This is a genomic window from Micromonospora taraxaci, assembly GCF_007830095.1.
Taxonomy (GTDB): domain Bacteria; phylum Actinomycetota; class Actinomycetes; order Mycobacteriales; family Micromonosporaceae; genus Micromonospora; species Micromonospora taraxaci.
In genome coordinates, this window is sequence record NZ_VIWZ01000001.1 from 342,845 (window position 1) to 366,776 (window position 23,932).

The 23,932-nt window shown below is 71.7% G+C and carries 24 protein-coding genes and 1 pseudogene; 11 read left to right on the forward strand and 14 right to left on the reverse strand.

Annotation, left to right across the window (positions count from 1 at the left end):
- Positions 1-2: 2 nt before the first annotated feature.
- Positions 3-1,448: a glycosyltransferase 87 family protein gene (locus FHU34_RS01670; protein WP_145778365.1), complete on the reverse strand. Its 1,446-nt coding sequence runs from the start codon at positions 1,446-1,448 to the stop codon at positions 3-5.
- A 214-nt stretch (positions 1,449-1,662) separates the two neighbouring features.
- Positions 1,663-2,208, reverse strand: a complete 546-nt coding sequence (locus FHU34_RS01675; protein ID WP_145778366.1) for a DoxX family protein — start codon at positions 2,206-2,208, stop codon at positions 1,663-1,665.
- A 133-nt stretch (positions 2,209-2,341) separates the two neighbouring features.
- Between FHU34_RS01675 and FHU34_RS01680 the strand changes: the two genes are divergently transcribed.
- Complete coding sequence (locus FHU34_RS01680; RefSeq protein WP_145778367.1) at positions 2,342-2,890, forward strand: GNAT family N-acetyltransferase; 549 nt, start codon at positions 2,342-2,344, stop codon at positions 2,888-2,890.
- 24 nt (positions 2,891-2,914) lie between these two features.
- On the opposite strand, the gene FHU34_RS01685 is transcribed toward FHU34_RS01680, so the two are convergent.
- From FHU34_RS01685 to FHU34_RS33515, 3 genes and pseudogenes are all read right to left on the reverse strand, one after another.
- Complete coding sequence (locus FHU34_RS01685; RefSeq protein ID WP_145778368.1) at positions 2,915-4,156, reverse strand: ATP-binding protein; 1,242 nt, start codon at positions 4,154-4,156, stop codon at positions 2,915-2,917.
- Positions 4,157-4,293: 137 nt separating this feature from the next.
- Positions 4,294-4,749: an LppU/SCO3897 family protein gene (locus tag FHU34_RS34120; RefSeq protein ID WP_145785392.1), complete on the reverse strand. Its 456-nt coding sequence runs from the start codon at positions 4,747-4,749 to the stop codon at positions 4,294-4,296.
- A gap of 453 nt (positions 4,750-5,202) precedes the next feature.
- Positions 5,203-5,694: pseudogene (locus FHU34_RS33515) on the reverse strand (LppU/SCO3897 family protein); the annotation flags it as partial.
- Between the two features lie 423 nt (positions 5,695-6,117).
- Between FHU34_RS33515 and FHU34_RS01700 the strand changes: the two are divergent.
- Both FHU34_RS01700 and FHU34_RS01705 read left to right on the forward strand, forming a co-directional pair.
- Entirely contained in the window at positions 6,118-7,110 is a 993-nt protein-coding gene (locus FHU34_RS01700) for an EamA family transporter (RefSeq protein ID WP_145778370.1), read from the forward strand.
- A gap of 24 nt (positions 7,111-7,134) precedes the next feature.
- A complete protein-coding gene (locus tag FHU34_RS01705; protein ID WP_145778371.1) occupies positions 7,135-7,776 on the forward strand; it encodes a prepilin peptidase in 642 nt (213 codons plus the stop codon).
- A gap of 15 nt (positions 7,777-7,791) precedes the next feature.
- On the opposite strand, the gene FHU34_RS01710 is transcribed toward FHU34_RS01705, so the two are convergent.
- From FHU34_RS01710 to FHU34_RS01730, 5 genes are all read right to left on the reverse strand, one after another.
- Positions 7,792-10,986, reverse strand: coding sequence for a UvrD-helicase domain-containing protein (locus FHU34_RS01710; RefSeq protein ID WP_145778372.1), 3,195 nt, complete (start codon positions 10,984-10,986; stop codon positions 7,792-7,794).
- A gap of 61 nt (positions 10,987-11,047) precedes the next feature.
- Positions 11,048-12,295: a metallophosphoesterase gene (locus FHU34_RS01715; RefSeq protein ID WP_145778373.1), complete on the reverse strand. Its 1,248-nt coding sequence runs from the start codon at positions 12,293-12,295 to the stop codon at positions 11,048-11,050.
- A gap of 13 nt (positions 12,296-12,308) precedes the next feature.
- Positions 12,309-12,563, reverse strand: coding sequence for a MoaD/ThiS family protein (locus FHU34_RS01720; RefSeq protein WP_145778374.1), 255 nt, complete (start codon positions 12,561-12,563; stop codon positions 12,309-12,311).
- 3 nt (positions 12,564-12,566) lie between these two features.
- The gene (moaA, locus tag FHU34_RS01725) at positions 12,567-13,580 is read right to left on the reverse strand and encodes a GTP 3',8-cyclase MoaA (protein ID WP_145778375.1); all 1,014 of its coding nucleotides are present in this window, start codon (positions 13,578-13,580) and stop codon (positions 12,567-12,569) included.
- Entirely contained in the window at positions 13,577-14,491 is a 915-nt protein-coding gene (locus FHU34_RS01730; protein ID WP_145778376.1) for a fructosamine kinase family protein, read from the reverse strand. Before FHU34_RS01730 ends, moaA begins: the two co-directional genes overlap by 4 nt.
- Positions 14,492-14,665: 174 nt before the next feature.
- Between FHU34_RS01730 and FHU34_RS01735 the strand changes: the two genes are divergently transcribed.
- The 4 genes from FHU34_RS01735 to FHU34_RS01750 all read left to right on the forward strand — a co-directional run bounded on the left by FHU34_RS01735 (position 14,666) and on the right by FHU34_RS01750 (position 17,239).
- Entirely contained in the window at positions 14,666-15,712 is a 1,047-nt protein-coding gene (locus tag FHU34_RS01735) for a DUF4192 domain-containing protein (protein ID WP_145778377.1), read from the forward strand.
- Between the two features lie 49 nt (positions 15,713-15,761).
- Entirely contained in the window at positions 15,762-16,013 is a 252-nt protein-coding gene (locus FHU34_RS01740; RefSeq protein WP_145778378.1) for a hypothetical protein, read from the forward strand.
- On the forward strand, positions 16,010-16,408 hold the full coding sequence (locus tag FHU34_RS01745; RefSeq protein WP_145778379.1) for a hypothetical protein: 399 nt from the start codon (positions 16,010-16,012) through the stop codon (positions 16,406-16,408). The genes FHU34_RS01740 and FHU34_RS01745 overlap by 4 nt, the downstream gene beginning before the upstream one ends.
- A gap of 123 nt (positions 16,409-16,531) precedes the next feature.
- On the forward strand, positions 16,532-17,239 hold the full coding sequence (locus tag FHU34_RS01750; protein WP_145778380.1) for a GAP family protein: 708 nt from the start codon (positions 16,532-16,534) through the stop codon (positions 17,237-17,239).
- A 3-nt stretch (positions 17,240-17,242) separates the two neighbouring features.
- On the opposite strand, the gene fdhD is transcribed toward FHU34_RS01750, so the two are convergent.
- On the reverse strand, positions 17,243-18,109 hold the full coding sequence (gene fdhD / locus FHU34_RS01755; protein WP_145778381.1) for a formate dehydrogenase accessory sulfurtransferase FdhD: 867 nt from the start codon (positions 18,107-18,109) through the stop codon (positions 17,243-17,245).
- Positions 18,110-18,182: 73 nt separating this feature from the next.
- Between fdhD and mobA the strand changes: the two genes are divergently transcribed.
- From mobA to FHU34_RS01770, 3 genes are all read left to right on the forward strand, one after another.
- Positions 18,183-18,788 carry a molybdenum cofactor guanylyltransferase gene (mobA, locus tag FHU34_RS01760; RefSeq protein WP_145778382.1) on the forward strand — a complete coding sequence of 202 codons (606 nt, stop codon included), beginning with the start codon at positions 18,183-18,185 and terminating at the stop codon, positions 18,786-18,788.
- Positions 18,785-19,051: a DUF6457 domain-containing protein gene (locus tag FHU34_RS01765; RefSeq protein ID WP_145778383.1), complete on the forward strand. Its 267-nt coding sequence runs from the start codon at positions 18,785-18,787 to the stop codon at positions 19,049-19,051. The genes mobA and FHU34_RS01765 overlap by 4 nt, the downstream gene beginning before the upstream one ends.
- A gap of 81 nt (positions 19,052-19,132) precedes the next feature.
- Complete coding sequence (locus FHU34_RS01770) at positions 19,133-20,230, forward strand: YbjN domain-containing protein (RefSeq protein ID WP_145778384.1); 1,098 nt, start codon at positions 19,133-19,135, stop codon at positions 20,228-20,230.
- On the opposite strand, the gene FHU34_RS01775 is transcribed toward FHU34_RS01770, so the two are convergent.
- Both FHU34_RS01775 and FHU34_RS01780 read right to left on the reverse strand, forming a co-directional pair.
- Complete coding sequence (locus tag FHU34_RS01775; RefSeq protein ID WP_145778385.1) at positions 20,227-21,183, reverse strand: zinc-binding dehydrogenase; 957 nt, start codon at positions 21,181-21,183, stop codon at positions 20,227-20,229. The genes FHU34_RS01770 and FHU34_RS01775 overlap by 4 nt on opposite strands.
- Positions 21,184-21,242: 59 nt before the next feature.
- The gene (locus FHU34_RS01780; RefSeq protein WP_007453771.1) at positions 21,243-21,704 is read right to left on the reverse strand and encodes an Lrp/AsnC family transcriptional regulator; all 462 of its coding nucleotides are present in this window, start codon (positions 21,702-21,704) and stop codon (positions 21,243-21,245) included.
- Positions 21,705-21,763: 59 nt separating this feature from the next.
- On the opposite strand from FHU34_RS01780, the gene ddaH reads away from it, so the two are divergent.
- Entirely contained in the window at positions 21,764-22,597 is an 834-nt protein-coding gene (gene ddaH / locus FHU34_RS01785) for a dimethylargininase (protein WP_341874417.1), read from the forward strand.
- A gap of 77 nt (positions 22,598-22,674) precedes the next feature.
- Here the strand turns inward: ddaH and FHU34_RS01790 are convergent, their stop codons facing one another.
- Entirely contained in the window at positions 22,675-23,862 is a 1,188-nt protein-coding gene (locus FHU34_RS01790; RefSeq protein ID WP_145778386.1) for an ABC transporter substrate-binding protein, read from the reverse strand.
- Positions 23,863-23,932 lie beyond the last annotated feature (70 nt).

Here is a 23,932-nt window from a genome sequence, read left to right on the forward strand (position 1 = left end):
GCTCACCGACGGCTGCTGAGCACCGCCGCCCTGGCGAGCCGGTCACCGTAGAACGCTGGCTCGGCACCGGGCCGCCAGGGCAGCGCGGCGACCAGCACGATCAACGCGACCGCGAGTGAGTTCTCCATCAGGGCCCCGAAGAGACCGTCCTGGTAGTGCGACATCTCCGGCAGTTGGTGCTCGTACGGCCAGATCGGGGAGATCAGGAACAGCAGGTAGAGCCCGATCGCGGCGGCGCCGTGGCGGAGGCCGGTGAGGGTGGGATACCAGATCGGCGGGCGGAGCCCGTTGACCCCTGGCAGTCCGCCGAACACGGGCCCCTGACCGGTGCGCTGAGGCATCGTGCGGCTCGCCTCCCGGCGGCGCACGGCGGCATCGGCCAGCACGATGATCGCCGGGATCACCCAGACCAGGTGGTGCGTCCAGGAGATCGGGCTGATCACGTTCGCGGTCAGACCGACGAGCGTGAACGCGGTCAGCTCGTCGCCGTCGGCGCGGGAACTGGCCGCGCGGGACAGGCCCAGCGCCAGGATCAGCACCGAGAAGGCGAACCAGAGCAGCCCGGGGGTCTCGATCGAGTCGTACAGCCGGGCGAGCAGGCCGGCGAGTGACTGGTTGGGCGTCATGTCCGCGGCGCCGACCCGTTCGGTCTGCCAGAGCACGCTGCCGAAGTACGTCCGCGACTCGTCGCCGACGATCGCGAAGCTCGCCACCGTCACGCCGATCGTGGTGCCGATGGCGGTGGCCGCTACCCGCCACTGACGGGTGATGAGCAGGTACGCGATGAACAGTGCCGGGGTGAGCTTGACCGCGGTGGCCAAGCCGATGCCGGCGCCGGCCCAGGCTCCGCCGTAGACGAAGCGCAGCAGCGGGCCGTCGGTGGCGGCGTAGTGGGTGCCTCGGCGGGAGCGCCAGCGGAGGCCGATCAGATCCGCCATGATCAGAGCGAACAGCAGGATGTTGACCTGGCCGTAGCCGAGGGTTTCCCGAGCTGGTTCGATGGCGACCGCGAGCGGCACCGCCAGGGCCACTGTGAACCACAGTGGCCACGCCAACCGGTCCACGATGGGGCGAAGCAGCCCGGCCAGGACCAACGCCAACGCGGCGATGCTGGCAGCGGCGTTGACCATGCCCGCCATGCCGATCGGCAACTGCGCCATCGGCAACATGACCAGACCGGCGAACGGCGGGTAGGTGAAGCCCAGGGTGGTTCCGGGCGCGATGAACTCATAGAGCTCATGTCCGCTCGCCCACCACACCACGGCACCGTGATAGATCTTCATATCGAAGAAGTTGTACGGCCGCCCGAAGGTGCCGATGGCGAGCCATGCGGCGTAGGCGACGGCGGCCACGATGGCGCCCCGTACGACGTTCCTGCGATCGATCCCACGCGTCACGCGTTGGATTGGGGCGAGGCGGTCCGCCCGTCTACCGACAGCCGTCGGCATGGCGTGGCCACCCCCGTACCAATGTTGTCCTATCCGTCCAGGTCCTGCACGGAGCCTAGAACGGCGCCTCACGTCAGTGCCTCCCGCGTTATGCGACCGTGTCCGATCCCACACATGTTTTTGACATTTCCACCGCGTTAACGCCTACCGGGTGGTTCAGGTAATTCGCGGCCTTAGCGGGGGTGGGGACGGCTCGGAGACGGATCGACGCAGTTCAGCCGGGAAGTCGGCGCGCGGTGGACGCGGACCGGACGGCGATCCGAGCCTCGCGTCGGGCCGTACGGACGGCGCGTTGCACGGAACGTCGAGAGTGGCCGATGCGGTGACCCGTCCGCCACCGCAGACCGGGCTTGCCGCCGGTGTCGGCGGCGGCCAGCAGAAGACCACCGAGGATGCCCAGGTTCTTCATGGCGTGGATCTGGTTGTTGTTCCTGGCGGTCGGGTCGTCGTTCTTCCAGAAGGGATGGCCGGCGACGGTCACCGGCACCAACGTACCGGCGAGGACCAGAGCAGCAGGTCGACTGAGGCGGCCGGTGGCGAGCATCAGCCCGGCGCTGACCTGCACCGCAGCGTTGACTCGGATCAACGTCTCGGTCTCGGTGGGGAAGCTCGGGTGAGCCTTCTTCAGAAGTGGCGCGACCTTCTCGGTCACCGGCTGGGCGGCCACCGCGAGGCGACCCGGGTCGCGAAAGTTGCGGTACCCCTGGACCACGAAGATGCCGCTCAGCATGGCTCGGGCGAGAGAGCGTACGGGCGTCATGGATCAGTCATACCCCGTCTGGGCGGTTGCTACCCCGGCAACGGCCGGATCGGATCGGTGCTCGTGCACGTGCGCCACGCCGATTCGAGCGACAGTCACGGATGGACTGGCTGCGGCGGGTAACGTCGCGCGGGTGACCACGCTGCGGCTACGCCCCGAGGACCCGGCCGACGCCGGCTCGGTACGCCGCGTTCTGGGAGCTGCCTTCGCCCGTCCGGACGTGACGACGCCGCCGGAGGTGAGCCTCGTCGACGAGTTGCGCGGCACCGCCGCCTGGCTGCCGGAGCTGGCCATGGTCGCGGAGTACGGCGGTGAGGTCGTCGGTTACGCGTTGCTCACCCGGGTGCGTGTGCGGCCGGAGCGGGGCTCGGACGTTCCCGCCCTGGCACTCGGTCCGGTTGCGGTGGCGCCGCACCGGCAACGCGTCGGCCACGGCACCTCGGTCGTGCAGGCCGCGTTGGACGCCTCCACCGAGTTGGGTGAGCGGCTGGTCGTGGTCCTCGGCGACCCGGCTTTCTACCGCCGGTTCGGCTTCGGCCCGGCCACGGAGCTGGGCCTGACCGGGCCGTGGGCTGGTCTCGGTGAGCCCTGGCAGGCGTTGGTGCTCCCCCCATCCACCAGCGAGGAGGGCCCCCCGCCTCGCGGTGAGGTGCTCTTTCCGGCGCCCTGGTCCAAGGTCTGACCGCGTCGGCGCGGTCGGTGACGGTCAGGCCGGTTGGGTGCGCAGGTACCTGCCGAAGTGCGGCACAGTGAAGGCGACGGTCCCCCGCTCACCGGAGTAGATCAGCCCCTTCTTGATCAGCGCGTCGCGGGCCGGGGACAGGCTGGCGGGCTTGCGGCCGAGTGCCCGGGCGATCTCGGCGGTGGGCACCGCGGCGTCCATGTCGTCGCGGACCACCGCTGAGGAGTCGCCCTCGACCGCGGACATCGTGGCCATCGCCCGCATGTACTCGCGCTCGGCGGGCGTGGCCCGCTCGAATCGGGAGCCGAAGAACCCGACCGCCAGCTCCGCTTCCGCCTCCGGTGCGGCGACTCGCACGTCGGCGGCGGTGATCGGCGAGCGCGGCGCGTGATCCCAGGTCGCCTTGCCGTACGCCTGGACGAAGTAGGGATAGCCGCCGGACTTCTCGTAGAGCAGGTCGAGCGCTTTCTGTTCGTACTCGACCTCCTCGCGCTCGGCCGGCGCGCAGAGCGCCTGGTCGGCGGCGATCCGGTCGAGCCGGTCGATGCGTTGGTAGCGGAACAGCCGCTCGGAGTACGACTTGGCGGCGCTGAGCACCGCCGGCAGGTGCGGTAGACCAGCGCCGACCACGATCAGGGGTGCGCCGAGCTGGGACAGTTCGTGGCAGGCGGCGCAGAGCGCCGACACGTCCTCCGGGCCGAGGTCCTGCATCTCGTCGATGAAGATGGCGATGCCGGTGCCCACGTCACTGGCCACCGCGGCGGCGTCGCTGAGCAACTCGACCAGGTCGATCTCGATGTCGCCGGAGTCGGCCCGGCCGCTGGCCGCCGGCACGTCGATGCCGGGCTGCCACCGGTCGCGCAGTTTCGGGGCGGTGCCGGCCCGGCCGGTCGGGGCGGAGCGTTGGGCGAAGGCCTTGAGGACGCCGAGGAAGGTGTCGATCCGGTCCGGTGCCCGGTGCCGGGGGGCGAGCTCCCGGACGGCCATGTGCAGGGCGGCGGCGACCGGCCGACGCAACGACTGGTCCGGCCTTGCCTCGATCTTGCCGCTGCCCCAGAGGTGGTTGATCGCCTGGGACCGGAGGGTGTTGAGCAGGACCGTCTTGCCGACGCCCCGCAGCCCGGTGAGCATCAGGCTGCGCTCGGGGCGACCTCGTGCGATGCGTTCCAGCACGATGTCGAAGACGTCCAGCTCCCGCCCCCGCCCGGCGAGTTCGGGCGGACGCTGACCGGCGCCCGGCGCGTACGGGTTGCGGACCGGATCCACGCATTGGAGAGTATCGGGCCATCTAGCTGCGGGGCTAGACATGGATAGATGGGGCTACCGGCGTGTCGAGACCGTCGAGACAAAACTAGGGATGTCTAGCGTCCACGCTAGACATCCCTAGTTTTGCCAAGCGGCGGCTAGCGTTCCTTCAGGCAGAGGACGTAGTCGAACAGGTCGATCGAGTTGTCGTGCACGTAGTTCGCTGTCGCCTGCGGCGCGAGCGTCTCGCACCGGTCCCCGTCGGTGGTCGCCGGAATCCGCAGCAGTACCTGGTACGTGTTCGGGCCACACGGCACCTTGCGCAGCTCCGCATCCTCCTCGGTGCCCTCGTTCACCACGCAGTCGCCCCGGGCGAACTCCTCGTCCGGGTCGGGACTCGGCAGGGCCGGCGTCGGTGCCGCGCTGGGCAGGACGGGCGGACGTACCGGCATGGTCACCGACGGCTTGGGCTCGACGTCGTTGCTGGCGTCCGCGACCCTCCAGATCGCCCAGCCGGCCAGGCCAAGGCATGGGCAGAGCAGGAGCAGCACCACCAGCGCGATGATGAGGGCGATCTTGCGGCCGTTGTTCTTCACCGGCGCGCCGGGCGCCATACCGAAGCCGCCCGGAGGCGGCTGGCCCCACGGCGCGGACGGCTGACCCGGCACCGGCCCGGCCGGCGGGAACGGCCCAGGCGGCGGGTAGCCCGGGCCCGAGGTGGGGGGATAGCCCGGGCCCGAGGTAGGAGGCTGGCCTGCGCCCGAAGGCGGCGGGTAACCCGGGCCCGAGGTCGGCGGGGGTGCCCACATCGGTTCGGTCGGGGGCTCCGGATTGGTGGGTGGAGGTGCCCACATCGGGGCGGTGGGCGGTTCCGCGCCGCTTGGCGGAGGGCCCCACTGCTGGCGGGTCGGGTCCTGGGCGGGCGGCGGTGGACCCCACTGCGGCACTGTCGGATCGACCGGTGGCGGGCCGTCGGACCCCTCGGGAGGGCGCTGCTGGCGGTCGTCCGGCTGGTCGGAGCCCGGTGGTCCGTAGGTCGTCATGTCATATCCCCGGGGTGGGTGGTCTCAGCGTTGTTTGAGGCAGAGGACGAAGTCGAGGGTGTCCAGCTCGCTGTCGAAGAAGTACCAGTTGGTGTACCCCTCGACCTTGCTGCACTTGGCCTCGGCGTCACGCTCGCCGCTGGTCGCGCCGTCGACCCGGCTCAACACCTCGTACGACTTCGCGACGCAACCGCTGATCAGCAACTTGGGTTTGCCGCCCGCGGCACCGTCGTTGCGGACACACTGGCCGACCTTGGCGAACCTGGGGTCGGCCGACGACTCCGGAGCGGCGCCGCTCGGGGCGGGCTCGGCCACGTCCGCGTCCGCGCTCGGTTCGCTGGCAACGGGCGAATCGCTCGGCGCGGCCAACGGTGCCGGGTCGTCCTGCCCGCGTAGCAGCCAGAAGGCGCCACCAGCGGCCACCACCAGCAGCACGACGGCCAGCACCGCGATCAGCGGCCCCCGACCGCGCCGGCCTGGCGCCGGAGCAGGATCGCTGCCGTACGGGGTCTCCTCCGGCCGGTACGGCTGCCCGTACGCCGGGTTCGCCCCGTACGAGCCGCCATAGGGCGGTGACCCCTGATCGCGCCCGTAGGGCCCCTCGGAGCCGCCCCCGTAGGACGCGGGACCTGGGCCGCCGTACGAGGCGGGACCTGGGCTGCCGTACGACGCGGGACCTGGGTCGTCGTAGGGTCCGGGTCTCCCCTGGGGGGCGTGCGGATACGACGGAACCGCCGGCGGGTACTGCTCGTTCGCGGGCGGGTAAGGCTGCTGTATCGGCCGTCCGGGCGTCTCGTCGGGTCGTTGCCCACGCCACGGTCCCGGGTCGCCGCCGCCCGGTGGTCCGTAGTTCGTCATGCCGCCCTCCTGCACGTGTGGTGAGAGGCCGGCCACCAACACGCGACGCCGACTCCGACGTCACCGTAGCGTGGTCCACTGATGAGCTCACCTCCACCGAGCGCCGCAGCCCTCGCCGGCCGCCGCGCAGGCGCCACACCGACACTGATCTGGACCGCGTTGATCGTGGTCTACCTGCTCTGGGGATCCACCTATCTGGCCATCCGGATCACGGTGGAGACGCTGCCGCCACTGTTGTCGGCCGCCCTGCGGTTCGCGGTGGCCGGTCTGATCCTGGCGGCGGTGCTGCGGCTGCGCCGAGGGCCTGGCGCGCTGCGGGTCGACCGCCGGCAACTCGGCTCGGCCGCGCTGGTCGGCGTACTCCTGCTCGCCGGCGGCAACGGCCTGGTGGTGCTCGCCGAGTCGGGGCTACCCGGGGTGGCGCTGCCCTCCGGCATCGCCGCGCTGCTGGTGGCGACAGTGCCTTTGCTGGTGGTGCTGTTGCGCTCCGCCAGCGGCGACCGGCCGCCGCTCTGGACGTTCGCCGGGGTCACAGTGGGCTTCGCCGGCCTGGTCCTGCTGGTGCTGCCCGCCGGCAACTCGGACGCGGTGCCGCTGGTGGGGGCGTTGACAGTGGTGGCGGCGGCGACCTCCTGGTCGGTCGGGTCGTTCCTGTCCGGACGCATCCGGATGCCCACCGACCCGTTCGTCGCGACGGTGTACGAGATGCTGGCCGGCGCCCTGGTGCTGGCCGCCGTCTCCGCCGGTCGGGGCGAGCTGAGCGACTTCCACCCGGCGCAGGTGAGCACCCGCTCCTGGCTGGCGCTGGGCTACCTCATGGTGGCCGGCTCACTGGTGGCCTTCACCGCGTACGTCTGGCTGCTGCACAACGCGCCCATCTCGTTGGTGTCGACGTACGCCTACGTCAACCCGGCGGTCGCGGTGGCGCTCGGTGCGCTGCTGGTCGCCGAGCCGATCACCCCGCAGGTGCTGCTCGGCGGCGCGGTCATCGTGGCCGGTGTCGCACTGGTGGTGAGCACGGAACGGCCGCGCCGGGCGAGCGCGCGGGATCACGATCGGGGACCCCGCCGGTGAGCGCGCGCCGGTAGCCTCCGGGCCATGTCGGCCGCTGCTCTGGTCGGGGTGGCGTTGCTCGGCGGGCTGGTCGGTGTCGTCGTACCCCCGCTGGCTCTGCGCTTCACCGACCCGCCGGTCCGGCCGGGGCCTCGACGTGGTGCCTGGGTCTGGCTCAGCCCGATGGTGTCGGCTGCGGTGTTCGGCGGGCTCGTTGTCGCCCAGGGCGACGATCCCGCGTTGCCGGTCTTCCTCATGGTGGCGGCGGTGGGGCTGGTGCTGGCCCGGGTCGACCTGGCCTGTCTGCGTCTGCCCGATCCGCTGGTCCTCGCCGCCGGGCTGCTGGCCCTCGCCGGCCTGACCGCCACGGCGCTGCTGGCCGACGAGCCGGCCCGACTGCTCGGCGCGTTGACCGGCGCGACGGTAGCGGGTGCGGCGCACGTGCTGCTGGCCCTGCTCCCCGGCTCCCGACTGGGCTTCGGAGACGTGAAACTCGCTGCCGCCCTCGGTCTGCCGCTCGGCTGGCTGGGTCGGGACGTCCTGCTCGTCGGGCTACTCCTGCCGCACCTGCTCCACGGCACGCTGGTGGTCGGTCTGCTCGCCGCGCGACGGGTCCGCCGGGACACCCTGCTGCCACTCGGGCCGGCCCTGCTCGCCGGCGCCTGGCTGGCCGTCCTCCTGGGCTGAAAGCCGCCCACACAGTCAGATCAGGCGGAGCTGACGGTCCTTGGGACGGCGTGGCTCCGTCTCACCGAACCGCTCGAACAGGCCAGGATCGATGACACCGAGGAACGGCGACGGAACGCAGTCACGCTCCACCCCATGACGGGTGCGGCGGGCGGAGTGGCTGACGTAGAGCCGGTCCTGGGCGCGGGTGAGGCCGACGAAGAAGAGCCGGCGCTCCTCGGCGATCGCTTCCTCGTCGGGCGTCGAGCCGGGCCACCGCAGCGGCAGCAACCCGTCCTCGACACCGATCAGGAAGACCACCGGGAACTCCAGGCCCTTGGCGGCGTGCAGGGTGAGCAGCGTGACCGCCTCCGCGCGCGGGTCGAGCGCGTCCACCTCCGCGCCGGTCGCCAACTGCGACAGGAACGTCTCCAGGTCGTCCCCACAGCGGCGGGCCAGTGGGGTCAGCAGGTCCACGGCTGAGCGGACGTCCTCGGGACGGACCGCGCCGCCGCCGCCGTCGAGGGTGGGCACGGCGAACCGCTCCGCGACCACCTGGCCAGCAAGTCGTACCCGGGCCGCCAGCGGGCCGGCAAGCCCGTCGGCGTGCCGCAACTCGCGGGCGATGGCCGCCACCCCGGGCCGGTCCCGCAGCCGGTCGTGGGACCTCTTCTGCACCGGGATGTTGGCCCGGGTCAGGGCGTCCACGACGGGTGCGGCCTGCGCGTCGGTGCGGTACAGCACTGCGATGTCGGAGAACGACAACGTCGTGGAGCGGCCGTCGATCCGGCCCGAATCCAGCGAGCGGTGGGACAGCCCGCCGACCAGTTCGTCGACGGTACGGACCACGAAGTCGGTCTCCTCGGCGACGGAGGCCGCGGGGTAACGGCCGACCAGCGGAGCCTCCGGGTCGAGCCGGGCAGGGTCCAGTCGCCGGCCACGAACCAGCGACGACGGCGCGATGGCCTGCACGGCGGTAGCCAGGATCGGCGCGGACGAGCGGTAGTTGCGGTTGAGTCGGACCAACCGGGCGTCCGTGAAGTCCTCGGAGAAGCGCAGGAAGTAGCCGACGTCGGCACCCCGGAACGAGTAGATCGCCTGGTCCGGGTCACCGATCGCGCAGAGGTTGCCGTCCGCCGGGCTGAGCAGCCGCAGCAGCTCGTACTGCGTCTCGTCGACGTCCTGGTACTCGTCGACGAAGATCCACCGCCAGCGGTCCCGGTAGCGCTGCACCAGCCCACGATCGGCCCGCAACAACTCCACCGGCAGGCTCACCAGCTCGTCCAGGTCGACCAGGTCCTGCTTGCGCAGCAGCGCCGTGTAGCTGGCACTGTCGTCGCCGGCCTCCACCCGCGCCGCCGCCCGCTCGGCGTCGTCGGCGATCCGGAAGTCGCTCGGCAGGCCCACGGCTGCGGCGTTCTCCCGAAGGATGGTCAACCCCAGCGCGTGGAACGTGCCGACTGTGACGTCCTCGGCGACCGGGCCGAGCAGGCCGTCGAGGCGGTGCCGCAGCTCCTCGGCGGCGCGACGGGTGAACGTGATCGCCAGACAGTGCTCCGGGAAGACGTTCAGCTCCGCGCAGAGGTACGCGATCCGGTGCGTGAGCGTCCGCGTCTTGCCGGTGCCCGGGCCGGCGACGATGAGCAGCGGCCCGCCGGGTGCGGAGGCGGCCACCCGCTGCATCGCGTCGAGCCGGTCCAGCAGACCGGTGCCGACCTCCTCCATGCCGGACAGCATCGGCTCGAACGGCTCGTGCGGTGACGGCGGCGGCGCGATCGGTGGCGCGGGCGGCGGGGTCGGCTTGCGCTTCGGCTCAGCCTTGGCCGCCGCCGGGCGCTTGGCCGTCGCGCGGGCCGTCGGCTCCGAGGGACGTCGCTGCGCCGGCACGGGTACGTCGAACAGCGTCTCCTGTGCCGTGCCCGCGTGAGCGCCCAACTCCGCCGGGTCGAAGAGCGTGATCACCCCGTACTCGCCGTCGTAGCCCGGCACCCGACGTACCTCGCCCCGCCGCAACCGTCCGATGCCCTCCGCGAGGAGTTCCCCGCCCGTCTGGGCGATGTCGGTGAGCGGCGTGGTGGTCAGGATCTCCAGCTCGGGGCCGAGCGTCGCCACCAACTCGTTGAGTCGCCCCTCGACCTTCTTCGACCGGGCGCCCACCTTGTTGATCTCACCGAGGATCTCGGCCAGCGGCACCAGGTGGGTGACGTCCCGGGCGTCCGCCGGCCGGTGCCCCTCCGGGCGGTCGGCCAGCTCCTCGATCCGGCTGAGGACGCCCACGGTGAGGGGTTTGCCGCATTCGGGGCAACGACCGCCCGCGGCGCGGGTGCGCTCCGGCGACCAGTTGACGCCGCACAGCCGGTGCCCGTCCGCGTGGTACTTGCCCTCCTCCGGGAAGAATTCGATGGTGCCGGCCAGGCCGTCACCGGTCCGCAGCGCATCCCGGACGGCGAAGTAATTGCGTTCGGCGGTCAGCACCGTCGCCTCCCGGCCCAGGGCCGGCGGGGAGTGCGCGTCCGAGTTGGACACCAACTGGTAGCCGTCCAGACTGCCGACCCGCCAGTTCATCGCTGGGTCGGACGAGAGACCGGTCTCCACCGCGAAGATGTGCTCGGCCAGGTCGGCGTAGCAGTCCGCGATCGCGTCGAAGCCCGACTTCGAGCCCAGCGCGGAGAACCACGGCGTCCAGATGTGCGCCGGCACCAGGAAGCCGTCCGAGCTGGCCTCCAGGGTGATCTCCAGCAGGTCACGGGAGTCCAGGCCGAGGATCGGCCGACCGTCCGAACCGAGGTTGCCGATCCGGCCGAGCGCGGTGTTGAACCGCGCTACCGCGTCCAGGTCGGGCAGGTAGATCAGGTGGTGCACCTTGCGGGTCCGGTCGTCCCGCTTGTAGATGGTGGAGATCTCCACGCTCAGCATGAACCGGACCGGGTCCGCTTCCGCAGCGCTCGCCAGTCGGGGAGGCAGCCGGCGGGCGACGTCCCGTTCCGCGTCGGCGTCGAGCCGGTACAGCCCCGGCTCGGCGGGCCGCAGGGTTTCCCGCAGGTGGTCGTACCAGGCGGGATGGGTGAAGTCGCCGGTGCCGAGCAGACCGATGCCCTTACGACGGGCCCACCACGCGAGATTCGGCGTGGTGAGGTCGCGGCTGCACGCGCGCGAGTATTTCGAATGGATGTGCAGGTCCGCGACGAATGGCGGTAGGCCACCGGGGGGTACGGCGCTGAACGGAGGCACGCCGCATCCTGTCACGCCCGCCGCGCCGGCTGCCTGCCGCCACGCGCGGACGTGACATCCGCTATGCCGAGCGCAACTCGACCAGACTGATCTGCGGCTCGGCTCCGACCCGGACCGGCGGCCCCCAGAAGCCGGCGCCGTTGGTCACGTACACCTTGGTGCCGTCGACCTCGCCGAGGCCGCTGACCACCGGCTGCTCCAGCCGGACGGCCAGGTTGAACGGCACCATCTGACCACCGTGGGTGTGCCCGGACAGTTGCAGGTCGACGCCGTACGTGGCCGCCTCCACCGCGGCCAACGGCTGGTGGGCGAGCAGCACCACCGGGCGGCTCGGGTCACGGTCACCGAGGGCGGCGGCGAAGTCCGGCCCGGCCGCCAGACCGCTGCCGCCTGTCGCGTCCAGGTCGTTCACGCCGGCCACGTCGAGCACGCCGCCCCGGGCCTGAATCTCCTGGCGGCGGTTCTGCAGGACCCGCAGGCCGAGCCGGTCGACCTCCTGGACCCACTCCTCCACGCCGGAGTAGTACTCGTGGTTGCCGGTGACGAAGAAGTTGCCGTACCGGGAGCGCAGGTCGCGAAGCGGCGCTGCGGCCGAGCCGAGTTCGGCGACCGAGCCGTCGACCAGGTCGCCGACGACCGCGACCAGGTCCGCGTCGAGCCGGTTGATCGCGGCCACGATCCGCTCGGTGTGTGCCCGGCCGCGCAGGGGGCCGAGGTGGATGTCGGAGACGGTCGCGATCCGCAGGCCGTCCATGCTGCGGGGAAGCTTGGCGAGCGGGATCTGCACCCGGTCGAGGCGTGGTGGGCCGAGGGCGGTGCGGACGCCGTACCCCACGGTGGCGGTGGCGGTGAGGCCGGCGAAGATGGCCGCGCTACGGGCCAGCAGGAGCCGGCGGGCCGGGTCGTGGTCCGGTGCCGCGACGGCGCCGGCGGCCGGCGGCTCGGTGGGCCCGGCGGCACCGACCAGCACCGGCTCGGGTGCCGCGGCGGTCGGCTCCGCGGCGATCACCCGGCGGCGCAGCACCAGCCGGGTGACCAGCATCGGCACCTCGAGCACGATCAGCACCACGAGCAGGTAGAACATCAGCGCGAGCCACAGGTAGCCCGGCCAGGCGAGCCAGTAGAGCCCGGCCTGCGTACCGGCCATGGTTGCCGGCACGAGCAGCGCCAGCACCAGGGCGGTGACCCCGCCGATCCGTCGCCAACGGCCCGGGGTGGTGGTGTCGCGAACCAGCCGCTTCCACAGGTAGAGGTGGATGAGGCCGGTGATCAGAGCCAGGACGGCCACGAACCCCAGAACCGCCAACATGCGTGCGCCTCCCTCAGCCGCCCGCGAACGGGGGCAGGACGTCGATCGTGGCCCCGGCCGGCAGGGGTGCCCGACGATCATGACAGGTCACGCCGTCCACCAGAAAACTCGCCACCCGCAGCACTGCGGCGAGCCGGTCGCCGTGACGCTGGGTCAACTCGACGCTGAGGTCGTCGAGCGATCGGCCGGCGGGCAGGACCTCCTCGGTGCGCCCTGCGGCGGCCCGGGCACCCGCGAAATAGCGGACGGTCAGGTGCGTCGGGTCCACGTCTCAGCCCCCGATCGCTGACATCGGCCGGGTCGGCTGCAGGAAGGTGGGATCGTCGATGCCGTGCCCGGCACGCTTGCCCCACATCGCGGCGCGCCAGCGCCGGGCCAACTCGTCGTCGTCCGCGCCGCCGCGCAGCGCGGCGCGCAGGTCGGACTCCTCGGTCGCGAAGAGGCAGGCGCGGACCTGGCCGTCGGCGGTCAGCCGGGTGCGGTCGCAGTCCCCGCAGAAGGGGCGGGTGACGCTGGCGATCACACCGACCCGGGCGGGGCCGCCGTCGACCAACCAGGTCTCCGCCGGTGCCGCGCCGCGCTCGGCCGGGTCGGCGCTGAGATCGAAGGCGGTACGCAGGGAGGTCAGGATCTCCTCGGCCGTCACCATCGTGCTGCGGTCCCAGCCGTGCTGGGCGTCCAACGGCATCTGCTCGATGATCCGCAGTTGGTAGTCGTGGTCGAGAGCGAAGCGCAGCAGGGCCGGTGCCTCGTCCTCGTTGACACCGCGCATCAACACGGAGTTGATCTTCACGGGGTTGAGCCCGGCGGCCTTCGCCCCGGCGAGCCCGGCCAACACCGCGTCGAGGCGGGGCCGGCGGGTGAGCCGGTCGAACCGGCCCGGGTCCAGGGTGTCCAGTGAGACGTTCACCCGGTCCAGGCCGGCCGCCCGCAGCGCCGGGGCCAGCCGGTCCAGACCGATGCCGTTGGTGGTCAACGAGACCCGGGGGCGGGGCTGCAACGCGGCGACCGCGGTCACGATGCCGACCAGCCCCTGTCGGATCAGCGGCTCACCGCCGGTGAACCGCACCTCGGTCACGCCGAGCCGCTCGACGGCCACCCGGACCAGCCGGACGATCTCCTCGTCGGTCAGCAACTCGGGGCCGGCCAGCCAGGGCAGACCTTCGGCAGGCATGCAGTAGGTGCAGCGCAGGTTGCACTTGTCGGTGAGGGACACGCGCAGGTCCCGGGCGACGCGGCCGTACCGGTCGACGAGGACCCCGTCGGTCCCCGGGGCGTCGCTCACCTGTCGACCGTAGCGCGCTCGGCCCGGCCCAGGGCGGCACGGGCGGTCTGGACCACCGCATCTCGGTAGCTGCCGCCGAACAGCGCGGTGTGCACGAGCAGCAGATGCAGTTGGTGGACTGGTAGCCGAGCCTGCCAGTTGTCCGGCAACGGCCAGGCCTCCTGGTAGGCGGCGAGCGCCCGATCCAGGTGAGGGATGCCGCCGAAGAGCGCGAGTTGGGCGAGATCTGTCTCCCGGTGCCCGCCGTGCGCTGCCGGATCGACGAGCCAGACCCGGTCGTCGGCCCCCCACAGCACGTTGCCCGGCCACAGGTCGCCGTGGACGCGCGCGGGCGGCTCGTCGCCGCCGAACTCGCCGACCCGATCGATCACCCGCTCGACCAGTGCGACGTCGGCGCTGGTCAGCGCACCCCCGTCGACTGAGCGTCGCAGATAGGGGAGGAGTCGTCGCTCGGCGAACCACGTCGACCAGGGCCCGTCGGTGGGGGTGTTGTCCTGTGGGAGTGAGCCGATGAAGCCTGGCCAGGGCGCACCGAAGCTGGCCGACCCCGCCCGGTGCAGGTCGGCCAGCTCCCGGCCGAAGCGTTCCGCGGCCTCCGGCGTCGGTTCGCCGGGCTCCACCCAGTCGAGCGCCAGCAGGCTCGGCAGAGCCACGATCACCTCGGGTACGGCGACCGCCCCGGCCTCCCGCAGCCACCGCAACCCGGCGGCCTCGGCGGCGAAGAAGCCCTCCGGTGCCGTCCGATCGGCCTTCTCAGGCCAGGACTTGGCGAAGACGGAGTGACCGTCGTCCAGGGTGAGCCGGGCGGCGGCACAGATGTTTCCACCGGCGACCGGCGTCTCCCGGATGCGCTGGTGGGTCCGGAAGGTCGGCAGGTGTGCCGGGTGCGCGCGTAGGTACGCGAGGTCCATCAGCGCACGGTAACCGCTCCCCACGACACTGCGGCCCCGCCCGAGGGACATCGACTCTCCTGCGGCACTCATGGATGTGGCCCGAGCAGGGAAAATACGCTGAGTAACTGTGGATAAGCCGCGTGTCGTCCACAGGGGCGGCGACGCCGGACCGGACCGCCGCACGCTACCGGCATGACCTCGACCGAACGCCCCCAGCTCACCGTCCGCTCCCCCGCCGACCTGATCGCCGCGGTGCCGTACCTGCTCGGCTTCCATCCCACCGAGAGCGTGGTCGCCGTGGCGTTGCTCGGCCGGCAGATCATCTTCGCCGCACGCGCCGACCTGCCCGACCCGTCGACCGATCCTGTCGAGCGGGCGCGGCATCTGGCCGGCGTGATCCGCAGGCAGGGTGCGGAGTCCGCCACGGTGATCGGTTACGGACCACCGGACCGGGTCACCCCGGCGGTGGACGCGGTGCGTGTCGCACTGGTCGCTGGCGGGACGGAGGTGCTCGACGTGTTGCGGGTGACCGAGGGGAGGTGGTGGTCCTACCTCTGCGTCGAGCCCGACTGCTGCCCGCCCGAGGGTCGGCGCTACGACCCGAGCGCCAACCCGGTGACCGCCTCGGCGGTCTTCGCGGGCCAGGTCGCCCTGCCCGATCGGGCCGCGCTCGTGGCGCAGGTGGCACCGGTCGACGGGTCGGCCCGGGAGGCAATACGCACGGCCACCGCCCGCGCCGAGGTGCGAATGGCCGAGCTGATCAAGCAGGCACCCGAGAGCGACCTGCTCGGCGGGCGGGCTCTGCGCTCGGCCGGGGTGGCGGCGGTTCGCGAGGCCCAGCGTCGGCAGCGGCGCGACGAGCGGCTCGACGACGACGAGGTGGCCTGGTTGAGCCTGCTGATGACCCACCTTCCGGTCCGCGATCACGCCTGGGAACGCACCGACGGTCGGGACCGGGACATCGCCCTCTGGACCGACGTACTGCGCCGTGCCGAACCGGAGTTGGTTGCCGCGCCCGGGGCTCTGCTGGCCTTCGCGGCCTGGCGCGCGGGGCAGGGGGCGCTGGCGGCGGTCGCGCTCGAACGCACGCTGAGCCTGCACCCGGACTACTCACTCGCCGTGTTGTTGGACGACCTTCTCCGGCGCGGCGTGCCCCCGTCCGAGCTGGACGGCTGGCCGTCGGTCGGCATGCCGGGAGTGATCCGCCCGCGCCGGAGGAGCCGCCGTGGTCGCCGTTGACGGGTCCGGTAACACCGCCGGTGCTACCAGAATTGGTAGGCTGCCGGACATGACTGTGAAGCGCTCCGTGAGCCTCCCCGACGACGTCGCACAGTGGCTCGACCAGCAGCCCAACGTCTCGGCCGCGATCACCGCGGCGGTCCGGGTCCAGATGGCGCGCGTACACCTCGACGAGGTGCTGCGGCGGGCCGGCATCGAGGCGACCGAGGCGGGCAGGGCGCGGTGGCGCGAGCGGCTCTCCACACCCATCCCGGCGGAAGCGCTCGCCGAGGGCCGCCGGATGTTGGGACGCGCCGGATGAACGGTCAGATCGCGGCCGTCTTCGACGCGTCGGCGTTGGCGGCCTACATCGAGGGCAACGTCTCGGTGGGGGAGTTGATGCTGGAGGTGGCCGATGAAGGTCGGCAGGTGGCTGTCCCGGCGACCTGTCTGGCGGTCGCCTTCGCGAGCGTCAGCGACGAGATCGATGCCGCGCTACTGGCCCTGATGATGACGGCCCCGATGATCTGCCTGCTGCCGCTCGACGCCGAGGACGTACGAGACACCGGCATGCTGGCCCGCGTCGTGGGCGGCGACGTCTCGTTCGGCCATGCCGCCCGCGCGGCACTCATTCACGAGGCGCACTACGCGACAGCGCAGCCCGAGGTGGCTGCGAAGGTCCTACCGACCAACTGGAGCATCCTCGACCTGGCCTGACGGGCGGGTGGACGGCGCGGCTTTCGGAGCGCCCCGTCCAGCGGCGACCTCCGTCGAAGGATGTACGCGTTGCTCCTGTCCACGGCCGACGCGGCGGGCTTATCGCCCCCGGAGAATGATCTCGTGACTCCCGAATTGCTGCTGTCGCTGGCCGGGCTGGCGCTGATCGACAGCACCAGCATCGGCACCCTGTTCATCCCGGTCTGGCTGCTGCTCGCCCCCGGGCCGGTCAACGCCCGACGGATCCTGGGCTACCTCGCCACGATCGCGGTGTTCTACCTGGGGGTGGGGCTGCTGCTGGTCTTCGGTGGCAGCACGCTCGCGGACGCGCTGGGCGGTGCGCTGGACAACCGGGCTGTGCTCTGGGCGCAACTCGTCCTGGGCGTCGGCATGCTGGTGCTCAGCTTCCGCTACGACGGCAAACGGCGTCCGCGTACCGGTGGTGTGCTGCGCTGGCGGGACCGGGCGACCGCCGGCGACTCCTCGGTCCGATGGCTGGTCGGGCTCGCGTTGCTCGCCGCGCTCGCCGAGGTGGCGACCATGCTTCCGTACCTCGGGGCAGTGGGTCTGTTGGCCACCTCCGGGGTCGGTTCGGCGACAGTGGTGGCGTTGCTCGCCGGATACTGCCTGGTCATGGTGTTGCCGGCGATGCTCCTGCTGGGTGCCAGGGTGGCTCGCCCGGCACTGGTCGAGCCTGTGCTCGCCCGGCTCAACAACTGGATCGTGAACAAGGCGGGCAGCGCGTTGGGCTGGATCCTCGGCATCGCCGGCTTCCTGATCGCCCGCGACGCCGCCGTCCGGCTCGGCCTGTTCGACCTGCTCGACCGCTGAGCGTCAGGCCGGCTGCTCCACAGTGATCCGGTGCGGCCCGGCGTAGACGTTCATCGTCCGACCACGCAGGAAACCGACAAGTGTCATCCCCGCCTCGTCGGCCAGTTCGACGGCGAGGGTGCTCGGGGCGGACACCGCGGCCAGCAGCGGCAGCCCCGCCATCCAGGCCTTCTGGGTCAGCTCGAAGCTGGCCCGCCCGGACACCAGCAGCAGGTGCCCGGCCAGTGGTAGCCGTCGTTCCCGGACCGCCCAGCCGATCACCTTGTCCACGGCGTTGTGCCGGCCCACGTCCTCCCGGAGCACCACCAGCTCACCGTCGGGGGTGAACAGCCCCGCCGCGTGGAGTCCACCGGTCCGGTCGAAGCCACGCTGGGCGGCGCGTAGCCGGTCGGGCAGCTCGGTGAGGAGCATGGCCGAGACACTGAGTGGATCCGCCGAGACCGGAAACAGCGACCGGGTGCGTACCGCGTCGATGCTCGCCTTGCCGCAGACCCCACAGGAACTCGTCGTGTAGAAGTTCCGGGACGGGTCGGTGGTCGGCTCCGGCACGCCGGGCGCGAGCACCACGTCCACCACGTTGTACGTGTTCGGCGTCTCCGCGCCCGCGCAGAGTTGGGCGGTCGACACGTCGTCAGTCGACCGGATCAGCCCCTCCGTCAGCAGGAACCCGATGGCCAGGTCCAGGTCGTCACCGGGGGTGCGCATGGTGACGGCGAGCGGCCGTCGGCGACCGGGACCGGCCGCGCCCACGCGGATCTCCAGTGGCTCCTCCACGGCGAGCGTGTCCGGACGACGGACGGACCCACGTCCGGCGGTCACCGCTTCCAGGTCGATTCGGAGTACGCCCCGCCGATCAGTTGCCCGTCCCATCCCGCCATCCTCCACCTCGGCCCGGGAGGCGCGCACGGCCACCGTGCATCGGACACCCGGCTACCGTGACCGAATGGGGACGTACGCCGCTGTGGTGCTCGCGGGTGGGGCGGCCCGCCGGATGGGCGGCGTGGACAAGCCCGCGCTCCCGGTCGGGGGCCGACCGATGCGGGACCGGGTGCTGGCTGCCGTCGCCGACGCCACGCCACGGGTGCTGGTCGGTCCGGTCGATGCCGTGCCGAACGGGGTGCGTGTCGCTCGGGAGGACCCGCCCGGAGGCGGCCCGGTCGCCGCGGCGGCTGCCGGGTTGGCGCTGCTCGACCCGGACACGACGCTGGTCGCGTTGCTCGCCGCGGACCTGCCGCTGCTGACGCGCCCCGCGATCGGCGAGTTGCTGGATCAGCTCACCCGGGTCGAGCCCCAGCCCGACGGAGCGTGCTTCGTCGACGGCGACGGGCGGCGGCAGTCACTCTGCGGTGTGTGGCGGGTCTCCGCGTTGCGGGCGGGGCTGGACCGGTTGACGGGCGAGCGGGGTGGCAGCCTGTCCGGCGCCCCGGTCCGGGCGTTGCTGGCCGGGCTGGTGACACGGGAGGTGCCCTGGTCCGGCGACGGCCCGCCGCCGTGGTTCGACTGCGACACTGACGAGGACGTACGCCGGGCGGAGGAGTGGGCGCGATGACGGTGATGGACGACTGGGTCACGGCGGCGTGCGCCGAGTTGGAGCTGGACCCTTCCGGGGTGCCTGTGCCGGCGGTGCTGGATCTGGCCCGCGACGTCGCCCACCAGGTGCTGCGGCCGGGCGCGCCGGTCACCGCGTACCTGCTCGGGGTGGCAGTTGGGCGTGGCGCCGACCCGGCGGACGCCGCGGCCCGGCTCAGCGCGCTGGCCGGCACCTGGCCGGTCGAGCTGGGCGCCGACCCGGCGGACCCGACGGCCCCCTGACCGCCGTTGTCCGATCCCGGTCCGGGCTGATTCGACGCACGGGCGGCGTGGGTAGGGTGATCGTGACGGACGGAGGCGATCATGACGGCTGACCACCCCTCGGCCTCGGACGGTGAGCTGCCCGCTGGCGCGGCGGAATCGATCCTGCTCGACGAGCCCAGCACCACCGACCTGCGGGCGAAGGTGACCGAGGCGTGGCGGGAGTTCGCCCGAGCGCTCGCCGTACGACTGCGGGACCTTCCGGTGGGCGCGCACCTCGACGTGACCCTGGATCCCACCGCCTCCGGCACCGGAGACGCCGTCTACTCGATCAGCGTCGACGTGGACGGTGACGGCGCCCTGTCCGCGCGCGCGGTCGGGAACGCCACCCTGCCGGCGGGTTACCGGCTGGACCGGGGCGCGGTGGCGGACATGATCGCGCTCGGCTGGTCGCCGCCCGGGGTGGTCGCCGGCTCCGGCGGGTCCTTCGGGCTGGACGCCACGACGGCCGAGTCGACCCGGGTCGCCGCGCTGCTCTCCCGCACGCTGCGGGACGTCTACGGCGCCCCGCACCCGGCCTTCCTCGTCTACCTGGTGCACGACGCCGAGGGAGAGCCCTTGGCAGTGGACCCGTTGGGCACCGCGCGCAGCGAGTTTGGCCCGGATGCCGATGTCGAGGCCGATTTGGAGGAGGCGCTGGCCGAGGCCGCAGCCGCGCAGTCCGAGCGGGACGACGTGCTCGACCTGGCGGATCGGGTCCGTACCGTGGTTTCCACGATGTTGAAGTCGGACACCGACCGGTTGCAGATCGACTCGGACGGCGACATCAACATCCGGGCCGGTTCGGCGATGGTCTTCGTGCGGGTGCGGGACAACCCACCCCTGGTGGACGTCTTCTCCCCGATCCTCACCGAGGTCGAGCCGACCGAGCGGCTCTACGTGAAGCTCTCCGAGTTGACCAACCGGATGCCGATCGGCCGTCTCTACTGCGCCGACGACACGGTCTGGGCGTCCATCCCGGTCTTCGGCCGCAATTTCCAGGCCACCCATCTGATGCTCGCGGTGCAGGTGATGACTGGTCTCGCCGACGAGTTGGACGACCGTCTGCACGGCGAGTTCGGCGGCAAGCGGTTCTTCGGCGAGGGCGACAAGCCGGTTCGGCGCGACGACTCGGAGCACCGCACCGGGATGTATCTCTAGAGCCTGTCCAGCAGGGTCTTGCCGACCGTCGCGCGCGCTTCGATGGCGGCGTGCGCGTCGGCGGCGCGTTCCAACGGGAATCGCTGGCCGATCAGTGGTCGCAGGTTGCCGGCCGCCGCGTCGGCCAGGGCCTGCCGGGTGTACGCCCGCAGCCGCGCGGGTGGCACGTCCGGCCGGACCACTGTGACCTGCCGTGCCGTGGCGGCCTCCGCCGACACCGGTGACCACTCGCCACTGGCCAAGCCGAAGCTGATCATGCGACCGCCCGGTACCAGCAGGTCGAACGCGGCTTGGGCTGTCGCCCCACCGACCCCGTCGAACACCACGTCGACTCCACCCGTTGCAGCTCGGACACGGTCGGGCCAGTCGGGCAGGCGGTAGTCGACGGCCAGCTCGGCGCCCAGCCCGGGTAGCAGTTCCACCTTGCGGTGCCCACCGGCTGCGCCGATCACCCGCGCGCCCGAGCGGGACGCGAGCTGCACCAGCAGACTGCCCACCCCGCCGGCGGCGGCCTCGACCAGCACCCGGTCACCCGGCCGGACACCCACCGCCTTGACCAGCATGGTGGCGGTACGTCCGTCGGCCAGCAGTGCCACCGCCTCGTCCAGAGCCAGCTCGGCGGGCACCTCGATCGGGGCGGACGCGTCCACCACCACGCGTTCGGCGTACGCGCCGGAGCCGCCGGTGGCGCTGACCACCCGACGCCCGGTCAACGTCGGGTCGACGTCCGGCCCGACGGCGGTGATCATTCCGCCGACTCCGTTGCCGGGGATCAGCGGTGGGGTGACCCGGAACGGGCCGGGGCGACCGGAGCGCTGCTGCGTCTCGACGAAGGTGATGTTCGCGTGCGCGACGTCGATCAGCACCTGTCCGGGGCCGGGCGTCGGGTCGGGTGTCGTTTCGGGCACCAGCACCTCGGGCCCGCCGAACTCGTGTAGCCAGATCGCCCGCATGGTCTGCCCTCTCTGTCGCGTCCGGTAGCACCACTGCAACAGGTGAACCCGACTTGAGGTCAAGCTCTGGTGGAGGGGCCCACGCCCGGTGACTCGACCAGCCTGGAGAGCACGATGGTGCTGCGGGTGGACGTCACGAAGGACTCGGCCCGCAGCCGTTCCAGTGCCGCCTCCAGGTGGGCGATGTCGGCGGCGCGCAGGTGTACGAGCGCGTCCGCCTCGCCGGAGACGGTGTAGGCGCCGACCACCTCGGGGTGCCGGCGTGCTGCCACGCCGATCTGTGCGGGGGTCGTCCGACCGGCGCAGAACAGCTCGACGAAGGCCTCCGTGGTCCACCCGACGGCGGCCGGATCCACCACGGCCGTGAATCCCCTGATCACGCCGGTGGCCCGCAGTCGGTCGACGCGACGCTTGACGGCTGGGGCGGAGAGTGAGACCCGGGTGCCGATGTCGGCGTACGACGCACGGGCGTCGGCGACGAGTAACGCAATGATCCGCTGGTCGACCGCGTCTATCTGCAACGTTCCGCCTCTGGGAAGCAACGGTTGTGGCTGTTACCAAAGTTCTACGGTACCTACTCTTGGTGACCGTGAACCAGCAGCGATTCCCGCGAAAGCGGACATATCTCATGTGCTCGCCGGAGCATTTCGCGGTCGAGTACGCGATCAACCCGTGGATGGACGTGACCACCCCGGTCGACCGGGACCTGGCCGTCAAACAGTGGGACCGGCTGCGCGAGACGCTGGTCGGCCTCGGCCACGAGGTGCACCTGCTCACGCCCGAGCACGGCCTGCCCGACATGGTCTACGCCGCCAACGGTGCCTTCACTGTCGACGGCAGCGTGTACGGCGCACGGTTCAAGCACGAGCAGCGGGCCGCCGAGGCAGCCGCCCACCACGCCTTCTACGAGTCGCAGGGCTGGCGGTTCGTCGCGCCGAGCGAGACGAACGAGGGCGAGGGCGACTTCGCGTACGTGCCGGAGGCGCACGGTGGGCTCATCCTGGCCGGGCACGGCTTCCGGACCGAGATCCCGGCGCACGCCGAGGCGCAGGAGGCGTTGGGCCGGCCGGTGGTGTCGCTGCGCCTGATCGACCCGCGCTTCTACCACCTCGACGTGGCGCTCGCTGCCATCGACGACGCGAACGTCGTCTACTTCCCGGGCGCGTTCTCCGCGGCCAGCCAGCGGGTGCTCACCCAGCTCTTCCCGGACGCCGTGATCGCCGACGACGAGGACGCGATGGCCTTCGGGCTCAACCTGGTCAGCGACGGCGCCAACGTGGTGCTCAACAGCGAGGCGACCCGCCTCGCCGGCAAGCTGAAGGCCGCCGGCTACACCCCGGTTCCGGTCGAGCTGGCCGAGCTGAAGAAGGGCGGCGGCAGTGTGAAGTGCTGCATCGCCGAACTGCGGCACTGACCCGCACGTCAGCTCCGTACGCCAGGGGCCGGCCTCCCTGATGGGAGACCGGCCCCTGACCTCGTCGTGGTGGGTGCTCAGCCCAGCGTGGCCAGCTCGTTGATCAGCACGTTCGACATGACCTGACCGTCGCGCTGCACCTCTCGCAGGTACCACTTCTGCTGCGGGGTACGCGGCTGGTTGAACTGCCAGATGCCGCGCGGGCTGTCGATCTGGCCGATCTTGCCCAGGGCCAGGTTGACGTCCTTCGGCGTGGGCTTCCCGCCGGTCAGCTGGATGGCCTGGTCGAGCACCTGTGCCGCGTCGTACGACGCCATCGCGTAGGTGGTGGGCGTGACCTGGTGCTTCTTGCGGTAGGCAGAGGCGAAGACCCGGTTGGACGTGTTGTTCAGGTCGGCTGAGTAGTTCAGCGCGGTCTGGATGCCCAGCGCGTTTTCCTTCAGGCTCTCCAGCACGGTGCCCTCGGTGAGGAAGCCGGGCGCGTAGATGGGCCCGGAGAACTTCTCCCGCAGCTGCTTGATGAACTCCACGGCGGCCGCCCCGGCGAAGAAGCAGAAGACGGCGGTGGGCTTCTTGGCCAGAGCCTTGCTGATGTCCGAGGCGTAAATGGTCTTGCCCGGGTTGGAGGTGGCGTTCGTGTAGGTCACCGGGTCGCTGATCCGCGGGTCGGTCGCGCCGAACTCCTGCTTGAAGCCGCGCACGACGTCCGGGCTGCCGACGTTCTCCGGCATGATGATCGCGATCCGGCCGTTCGCCGGCAACTGGTCGCGCAGGTAGCGCCCCAGCGCGCGGCCGGCCTCGTCCAGCACGTACGACGTCCGCCAGATGTAGAAGACGCTCTGCAGGCTGCTCGGTGAGGCGTTCGAGCCGATCAGCGGGACGCGCGCCTCCTCGACGGTGTCCCGGATGCCGACCATCACCGCCGAGTTGACCACGCCGGTGAGGGCCAGCACGCCCTGCTTGAGCAGGCCCTCGACGGCGGCCTTGCCCGTCTTCGCGGTGTCACCCTCGTCGGCGGTCAGCAGTTCGACCGGGTGTCCACCCAACTTCTGGTCGTGCAGGTCCAGGAAGATCTGGAAGCCGTTGGTGATGTCCTCGCCGATGCTCTTGAACCCGCCGCCCTGCGGCGTGATCAGACCGATCTTGACCGGGCTGCGGTCAGCGGTCGGCTGGGCGTCGGTGTCGGAGCCACATCCGGCGACGAACCCGGTGGTACCGAGCGCGGCCAACAGTTGGAGCGCCCGCCTGCGATTCATCTGCGACACCGAGTTCCTTCCAGGAAACATTGCAGGGCCGAACACCGCCCCTCCGGCGTTCTACCTGGTCCGCGACGCT

Bases quoted from the DNA above. Each gene is read 5' to 3' on its own strand.
- FHU34_RS01735 (WP_145778377.1), top strand. From the start codon at position 14,666: ATGACCTCGACCGAACGCCCCCAGCTCACCGTCCGCTCCCCCGCCGAC.
- FHU34_RS01770 (WP_145778384.1), top strand. From the start codon at position 19,133: ATGACGGCTGACCACCCCTCGGCCTCGGACGGTGAGCTGCCCGCTGGC.
- fdhD (WP_145778381.1), bottom strand. From the start codon at position 18,109: ATGGGACGGGCAACTGATCGGCGGGGCGTACTCCGAATCGACCTGGAA.
- mobA (WP_145778382.1), top strand. From the start codon at position 18,183: ATGGGGACGTACGCCGCTGTGGTGCTCGCGGGTGGGGCGGCCCGCCGG.
- FHU34_RS01765 (WP_145778383.1), top strand. From the start codon at position 18,785: ATGACGGTGATGGACGACTGGGTCACGGCGGCGTGCGCCGAGTTGGAG.
- FHU34_RS01700 (WP_145778370.1), top strand. From the start codon at position 6,118: ATGAGCTCACCTCCACCGAGCGCCGCAGCCCTCGCCGGCCGCCGCGCA.
- FHU34_RS01730 (WP_145778376.1), bottom strand. From the start codon at position 14,491: ATGGACCTCGCGTACCTACGCGCGCACCCGGCACACCTGCCGACCTTC.
- FHU34_RS01745 (WP_145778379.1), top strand. From the start codon at position 16,010: ATGAACGGTCAGATCGCGGCCGTCTTCGACGCGTCGGCGTTGGCGGCC.
- FHU34_RS01705 (WP_145778371.1), top strand. From the start codon at position 7,135: ATGTCGGCCGCTGCTCTGGTCGGGGTGGCGTTGCTCGGCGGGCTGGTC.
- FHU34_RS01675 (WP_145778366.1), bottom strand. From the start codon at position 2,208: ATGACGCCCGTACGCTCTCTCGCCCGAGCCATGCTGAGCGGCATCTTC.
- FHU34_RS01775 (WP_145778385.1), bottom strand. From the start codon at position 21,183: ATGCGGGCGATCTGGCTACACGAGTTCGGCGGGCCCGAGGTGCTGGTG.
- FHU34_RS01670 (WP_145778365.1), bottom strand. From the start codon at position 1,448: ATGCCGACGGCTGTCGGTAGACGGGCGGACCGCCTCGCCCCAATCCAA.
- FHU34_RS01715 (WP_145778373.1), bottom strand. From the start codon at position 12,295: ATGTTGGCGGTTCTGGGGTTCGTGGCCGTCCTGGCTCTGATCACCGGC.
- FHU34_RS01740 (WP_145778378.1), top strand. From the start codon at position 15,762: ATGACTGTGAAGCGCTCCGTGAGCCTCCCCGACGACGTCGCACAGTGG.
- FHU34_RS34120 (WP_145785392.1), bottom strand. From the start codon at position 4,749: ATGGCGCCCGGCGCGCCGGTGAAGAACAACGGCCGCAAGATCGCCCTC.